This window comes from Paenibacillus forsythiae T98 (assembly GCF_000520735.1).
GTDB lineage: Bacteria > Bacillota > Bacilli > Paenibacillales > Paenibacillaceae > Paenibacillus_AQ > Paenibacillus_AQ forsythiae.
In genome coordinates, this window is record NZ_ASSC01000144.1 from 1 (window position 1) to 6514 (window position 6514).

At 52.8% G+C, this 6514-nt stretch carries 6 protein-coding genes and 1 pseudogene; 6 read left to right on the forward strand and 1 reads right to left on the reverse strand.

What is annotated here, in order from left to right:
* From L692_RS27825 to L692_RS27830, 3 genes and pseudogenes are all read left to right on the forward strand, one after another.
* A partial coding sequence (locus L692_RS27825) for an S-layer homology domain-containing protein (RefSeq protein ID WP_036722121.1) occupies positions 1-1053 on the forward strand: 1053 nt, incomplete at its 5' end.
* Between the two features lie 232 nt (positions 1054-1285).
* Positions 1286-1729, forward strand: coding sequence for a MarR family winged helix-turn-helix transcriptional regulator (locus L692_RS0105535; protein ID WP_025697934.1), 444 nt, complete (start codon positions 1286-1288; stop codon positions 1727-1729).
* Positions 1730-2215 (forward strand): annotated as a pseudogene (locus L692_RS27830) (threonine aldolase family protein); the annotation flags it as partial.
* 283 nt (positions 2216-2498) lie between these two features.
* On the opposite strand, the gene asd reads toward L692_RS27830, so the two are convergent.
* Positions 2499-3584 carry an aspartate-semialdehyde dehydrogenase gene (gene asd, locus L692_RS0105545; RefSeq protein WP_025697935.1) on the reverse strand — a complete coding sequence of 362 codons (1086 nt, stop codon included), beginning with the start codon at positions 3582-3584 and terminating at the stop codon, positions 2499-2501.
* Between the two features lie 348 nt (positions 3585-3932).
* Between asd and L692_RS0105550 the strand changes: the two genes are divergently transcribed.
* The 3 genes from L692_RS0105550 to L692_RS0105560 all read left to right on the forward strand — a co-directional run.
* On the forward strand, positions 3933-4301 hold the full coding sequence (locus L692_RS0105550) for a (2Fe-2S) ferredoxin domain-containing protein (protein WP_025697936.1): 369 nt from the start codon (positions 3933-3935) through the stop codon (positions 4299-4301).
* A gap of 146 nt (positions 4302-4447) precedes the next feature.
* Positions 4448-5275 (forward strand): GNAT family N-acetyltransferase, encoded by an 828-nt coding sequence (locus L692_RS0105555; RefSeq protein WP_025697937.1) that lies wholly within the window; start codon positions 4448-4450, stop codon positions 5273-5275.
* Between the two features lie 79 nt (positions 5276-5354).
* On the forward strand, positions 5355-6514 hold a 1160-nt coding region (locus L692_RS0105560; protein ID WP_025697938.1), incomplete at its 3' end, for an AI-2E family transporter.

Below are 6514 nucleotides of genomic sequence, written 5' to 3' on the forward strand. Positions count from 1 at the left end.
TCGATTACGCTGGGCCGTAACGTTCAGCAGCTCGTGCTGCCCGTTCAATCCGGATCGGCCGAAGGCGTGGACAGCATTGAAATCAAGGGCGAACTAGTATCGCTGACGATTCCGGCGGCGGTACTGAAATCCCTGGCCGCCCTGCTTCCGGCCGAGCAGCTGAAGGGAGCGCATCTTGCGCTGAACGTCGTCAAGCTGGACCCCGCCTCCAAAGAGGCTGCGATCAAGCAGCTTTCCCTGCCTGGCAGCGCAAGTATGAGCTTTGCCGGGGAAGTCTACGATTTGGCTTTGCAGGCGGTAACTAAGGATGGAAAGGCCGTTAGCCTCTCAGCCTTCCCGCAACCGGTGGAGCTTGCCTTCCGCACGGATGCGAAAGCCGATTCACAGCTTACCGGCGTATACTATCTTAATGACGCAGGTGTCGCAGAGTATATTGGGGGAGAGTGGGACAGCGGTTTGCTCAAAGCGAAGGTCACTCACTTCAGCCGCTACGCCCCGATGGAATACGTGAAGACTTATGCGGATGTTCCGGCGGGACATTGGGCCAACCGGGCCGTCTCCGTGCTGAGCGCGAGGAATATCGTGAATGGCGTAAGCGGTGGCGCTTTTGCCCCGAACCGGCCGGTTACACGCGCGGAATTCGCGGCGATGCTCGTTCGTTCGCTTGGTCTGACCGCTAAGGATAAGGCTCCGTTCAAGGATGTGACCGGCAAGGAATGGTATGCCGATTCCATAGCGGCCGCTTTCGAGAACGGAATCGTTAAAGGCGCGGATGCCGGGTCCTTCAACCCGCAGCTGCGAATTACGCGCGAAGAGATGGCGTCCATGCTCATCCGGGCTTACCTTGCAAAGACGGGCCAACCGGCGCCCGCTTCGGAACAAGCTTCGTTCTCTGACGTTTCCGGCATCAGCGCCTGGGCTCGGAACGATGTGGCCGCAGCCGTTTCGCTCGGTCTATTGAAAGGCGCCGACGGCGGCCGGTTCATGCCGAAAGCCAATACGACCCGCGCGGAGTCCGCGCAGGCGCTGTATAATTTGCTCTCGAAATATTAAGCTCTCAGCCGCCACAGCCCCAAGCATCCGCTTGGGGCTGTTCAATTTGCCGGGGAAGGGCAAGGGTATCCGGCGGACGGCTGAAGGTCCGATTTTAAGGCTATCCCGGAAGCGATCAGCGGCGTTGCCGCGTTAAAATCGGTGTGTAACTTCACTTGAAAAGGTTGACGTAGTCCACAAAATGGATTAAATTATTTGTTGACAAAGTCCACTAAATAATAAGGAGGCTGCAATGAACCCGGATGATCATATCATAGCTGATATACGGCAATTCAACCGGTTTTATACGAATATACTCGGCTTATTGGATAAGCACGTATTGAACACCGGATATTCTTTTACAGAGGCGCGGGTAATTTTAGAGATTGGTTTTCTGGAACAGTGCATCGCCAACCAATTAGTCGACAAGCTGGATATTGACCGCAGCTACATGAGCAGAATCATTGCCAAGCTTAGTAAGGATGGACTGCTTAGTAAGGAAAATTCGGCCTTGGACAGCAGAACGAGTCTGATTCGATTGACACCCGAAGGGACCGCTTTTTTTAACCGGCTGAATGAGAAATCCGATGAACAAATCGTGAGATTGCTGCAAGGTTTATCACAACAAGAAATTAAAGAATTACATACTTCTATGCTATTGATTCAGAAAAAATTAGAAAAGCCGGAGGGAATATGAATGATACGATTTGAAAATGATTATGCAGAGGGTGCCCATGAGCGGATTTTGAAACGGATCGTGGAAACCAATGAAGAGCAGACGCCCGGATATGGTACGGACGAACATTGTGAACAAGCCAGAGCCTATATCCGAGAAGCGTGCGGTGCAGAGAATGCGGATGTACACTTTTTAGTTGGAGGAACACAGACGAATACTGCGGTTATCGCTTCTATATTGCGTCCGCATCAAGGCGCAGTTGCCGCGATTACGGGTCATATTGCTGTACATGAAACGGGAGCAATTGAAGCCGCTGGCCATAAAGTGCTGACTTTGCCGAGTGATGATGGAAAAATTCAAGCCAAGCAGGTAAGAAAATTATATGAAGCCCACTGGAATGATGTCACTCATGAGCATATGGTGCAGCCAGGCCTGGTTTACATATCACACCCCACAGAGAATGGAACAACTTACAGCAAATCTGAATTGGAGGAATTGAGCAAAGTTTCCCATTTTGCCAAATGAGGTGTTGGCGAAATTAGGCACAAAGTATTCTTTTTCCTTCTGGGAAAAAGCCGATGCCAATCACAGTGTTGTGAGATTCTGTACCAGTTGGGCTACTCAAAAGGAAAATGTTGAAATGCTGATAAAGGACATTAAGGATCTGGAAACGTTAGATTAAGATAAGCCGCAGTCCGGGACTTTATTTTCCGGTCAATCCTGTATTGAACGCAAAAATGCCCGCCTCCTGTGACCAGGAAACGGGCATTTTTATGCTTTTACGCATCGCTTACCGCTTCGTAATATATCCTTCGGCTTTCAGCAGCTCGGCAATCAGCACGGCGCCGCCAGCGGCTCCTCTAAGCGTGTTATGGGAGAGGCCGACGAATTTGAAGTCGTACAGCGAATCTTCACGCAGGCGGCCAGCGGAAATGCCCATGCCGTTCTCAATGTCGCGGTCCAGATTCGTCTGCGGCCGGTTGTCCTCTTCAAAATAGGTGATGAACTGTTTCGGCGCGCTCGGCAGCTCAAGCTCCTGCGGGCGGCCTTTGTAGTTCTTCCAGCTTTCCAGAATTTCTTCCTTGGAAGGCTTGTTCTCGAACGAGACGAACACGGTAGCCAGATGCCCGTCCGTAACCGGAACGCGGATGCATTGGGTCGTGATATGCGGAGCGGAGGCTTTTACAATCTTCCCGTCTTCCACGGTTCCCCAGATGCGCAGCGGCTCCTGCTCGCTCTTCTCTTCTTCTCCGCCAATGTAAGGAATAACGTTGTCCAGCATTTCCGGCCAGTCGGTAAAGGTCTTGCCGGCCCCGGAAATCGCCTGATACGTGCTGGCTACAACCTGTGTCGGCTTGAAGCCGCCGAGGGCGGTCAGCATCGGCACATAGCTCTGGATGGAGCAGTTGGGCTTGACGGCGATGAAGCCGGTTTCGGTTCCGAGACGCTTGCGCTGGCTGGCGATAACCTCCAGATGCTCGGGGTTGATCTCCGGCACGACCATCGGCACGTCCGGCGTCCAGCGGTGGGCGGAATTGTTCGAAATAACGGGCACGCCCGCTTTGGCATAGGCCTCTTCGAGAGCCTGGATTTCATTCTTCTTCATATCGACTGCGCAAAAAATCAGGTCGACCCCGGAGGCTACTTCCTCTACGCGCGAAGCGTCCTGAACGGGAATATGCTTAACACTTTCAGGCATTGGAGTAGAGAGCTTCCATCTGCCCTTCACTGATTCTTCGTACGTTTTGCCCGCAGAGTTCGCGCTGGCGGCAATTGCTGTAACCTGAAACCACGGATGATTCTCCAAAAGAGCGATGAATCGTTGGCCGACCATACCGGTCCCGCCGACAATACCGGCTCTAAGCTTTTCTGTCATGACGTTTTTCATTTCCTTTCGAAGGCCATCAATAATAGCGGCTTATAATGTACTGAATTATAAAGGATATGCCGGGAACCTTCAATATGAGAATGCGTCCAACCGGCATAATTATTTCATATTGTGTAAGGATTCGGTGACGAACCAGCGGTGTCTTTCACGCATTCTGTCCTCGGCGGCCTGATCCAGCCCCCAAGTCGGGAAATTGGGACAGGCGCAATGCGGCGCATAATCATGGTGGTGAGCGTCCTCCCAAAAAAACCGTGATTGCCGCTCGTTCGATTTTCCCTCTATAATAATAGAGTATAGCAAAAAAAGGGGTATTAGATTATAGAGAGGAGTGAGGTCATGACGACATGGAATTTGCAAGGAACGGCATGCCATTTGCTGGTCTGCGGGGGAAGCAGCTGCAAGAAACGAAAGAGCGGGGATCTTGTCCAAGCGATCAGGAAAGAAATAGAGAAGCAGGGCGGAGAGGCTCTGATCCATACGACATTTACCTCCTGCGCCGGCCGGTGCGGAGATGCGCCGGTCGTCATTGCTTATCCCGAAGGAGTCTGGTACGGGGATATGTCGCCAAAGCAGGTCAAGCTGCTGGTCAGAAAATCGCTGATTGGTAAGCGCTTCAACAAAAATATGCTGTACACGTTCGGGAAGAACGGCATGAAAGCTTCAACCAAAGAAGGCTTGAAGGGAAAGAAAAAGGGGAAAAAATAGGACGTCCCGCCAATTTTCAATCAGACAGGTCTTCCGCCTTACCCGCACCCCGGCAAAATAGCCGCCGTGCGGGTTATTTCTTTTTGCGGCGCGGGGCATTATCATCAAGTTGTTAGGAAAAAAAGGAAAGGATAGAGGTGAAACGGATGTTCGTAAAGCTTGCCGACCGCGACTCCGTACTCAATGGAGAAATGTTCCTGAAAGACGAGATCCGTTATAACCTGCTGCATTTGATTTGCGGCAGTCCGGAAGCCCTGCGGATCAAGAGGAGGAATGAGGATCTGATTTTCGCCCAGACTCCGGGCTTCAATCCCTGGCTGTGGCTTTCTCCTGAACTTGCGGAAGAGCAAAAGGATGAAATGCTGAGGAAGCTGGCGGAGCATGTGTCGTCCCGGGAATTCCCGGGGGTGTCCGCCGATCCTGAAACCGCAGAGTCTTTTGCGCGTTATTATGCTTCAGTGCGAGGGCTTCAGTATGAGACTTTTATGACGCTTGAGGCGTACACCTGCTCCGAGATCAGGCCCCCGGCGGGTGTGGAGGGGGTTATCGAACGGGCGAATGCGCGTCATGCGGAGAGGGTTGCGGCCGATATGTCCGCTTTTTCAAAGGAAGTATTCGGGTTCACGCCCATGCCGGACGAAGTGTACAGAGCGGCTACAGCAGCTATCGGGACGGGAGGACTATACCTGTGGAATGCGGGCGGTGCACCGGTCGCCATGGCGAGAATCGCCCACCGTACAGCCCGGCATGCCCGGATTAACGATGTCTATACACCGCCCGGAGAGCGGAAGAAGGGATATGCCAGCGCCATCGTGGCCGCCATTTCCGGTTATTGTATAAGGGAAGGATTGACTCCGATGCTGTATGCGGACGTCAATAACCCGGATTCCAATAAAGTGTATCGGTCGATCGGCTTTGCGGGTGCGGGAAGGATTGCGGATATAAGGTTCCGGCCGCCCGGCCCCCGGAGTTGACTTGTCCGCCAAATGTTGTCTATGCTATTAAAAAAGCCGACGTACGCTTGACAATTCGCCGCACTTAGGAGGCTTATGGATGCAAAGACTGCAGATTTGGCCGGAGAGATTCCGCAAATTTTTTCTGAACAATAAACTCGTTGTGTTTCTGCTTGTGCTGCTGCTCATCGGACTGAATGTGCTCATCTTCGCCAGAATTCCGTTCATCTTCAGACCGCTGTCGGTGCTGCTTCATACGGTGGCGCTGCCCCTCATTCTGTCGGGGGTCGCCTATTACCTGCTGAATCCGCTGGTGGACCGGCTGGAGCGCAGGAGCAGGATTAGACGCGCTTACGGGATTGCAATTCTGTATCTGCTCATTATCGGCGTAATCACCGTTATTCTGCTGACGGTCATTCCGATTATCCGGGGCCAGCTTATGGATCTGATCGACAACTTTCCCCGTTACAGCGACCAGATCCAGCAGGAAGTCAGCGATTTGACGGGAAGCCGGTTATTTGACGAGCTTCAGCAGAACATGGGAGCCGATGTCAGCTCGCTGACGACGCGGGTGTCCGAATGGCTCACGGGATTTTTACATAATGCGCTGAATGGCGTGGGCAGCTTTGTCGGGACGCTTACCGAGATCATTCTGGGAATCGTAACGACGCCGTTTATCCTCTTCTATATGCTGCGGGATGGCAAACGTTTCCCGGACTATATTCTGCATCTGGTGCCTACCGCGCTGAAGCCGCAGACCCGGATGGTCATGTCCGAAATGAACCAGCAGATTTCTTCCTATATCCGCGGGCAGATCATCGTAAGCTGCTGCATCGGAGCGCTGCTCTACATCGGCTACCTGATTATCGGCCTGAAATATTCGCTTGTGCTTGCCATCGTTGCGGCCTGTACGGCGGTTGTCCCGTATTTGGGTCCGGCGATTGCGATTACGCCTGCGCTTGTCGTGGCGCTGGTCACCTCGCCGCTCATGCTGCTGAAAATGATTGTCGTCTGGACGGCCGTCCAACTGATCGAGGGCAAGTTCATCTCGCCGCAGATCATGGGCAAGTCGCTGAAGATTCATCCGATTACGATTATTTTCGTGATTGTATTTGCCGGTAAAATGTTCGGTGTGGTCGGCATCATTCTGGCCGTGCCCGGCTATGCCGTGCTGAAGGTAGTGGTCACGCATATTTATCAGTGGTTCCGTTTCCGTTCCGGACTGTACGCCTCGCCCGGAGACGATGAAGAACGGCCGTA

Coding starts and splice junctions, on each gene's coding strand:
- L692_RS0105555 (WP_025697937.1), top strand. CDS start 4,448: ATGTTCGTAAAGCTTGCCGACCGCGACTCCGTACTCAATGGAGAAATG.
- asd (WP_025697935.1), bottom strand. CDS start 3,584: ATGACAGAAAAGCTTAGAGCCGGTATTGTCGGCGGGACCGGTATGGTC.
- L692_RS0105535 (WP_025697934.1), top strand. CDS start 1,286: ATGAACCCGGATGATCATATCATAGCTGATATACGGCAATTCAACCGG.
- L692_RS0105550 (WP_025697936.1), top strand. CDS start 3,933: ATGACGACATGGAATTTGCAAGGAACGGCATGCCATTTGCTGGTCTGC.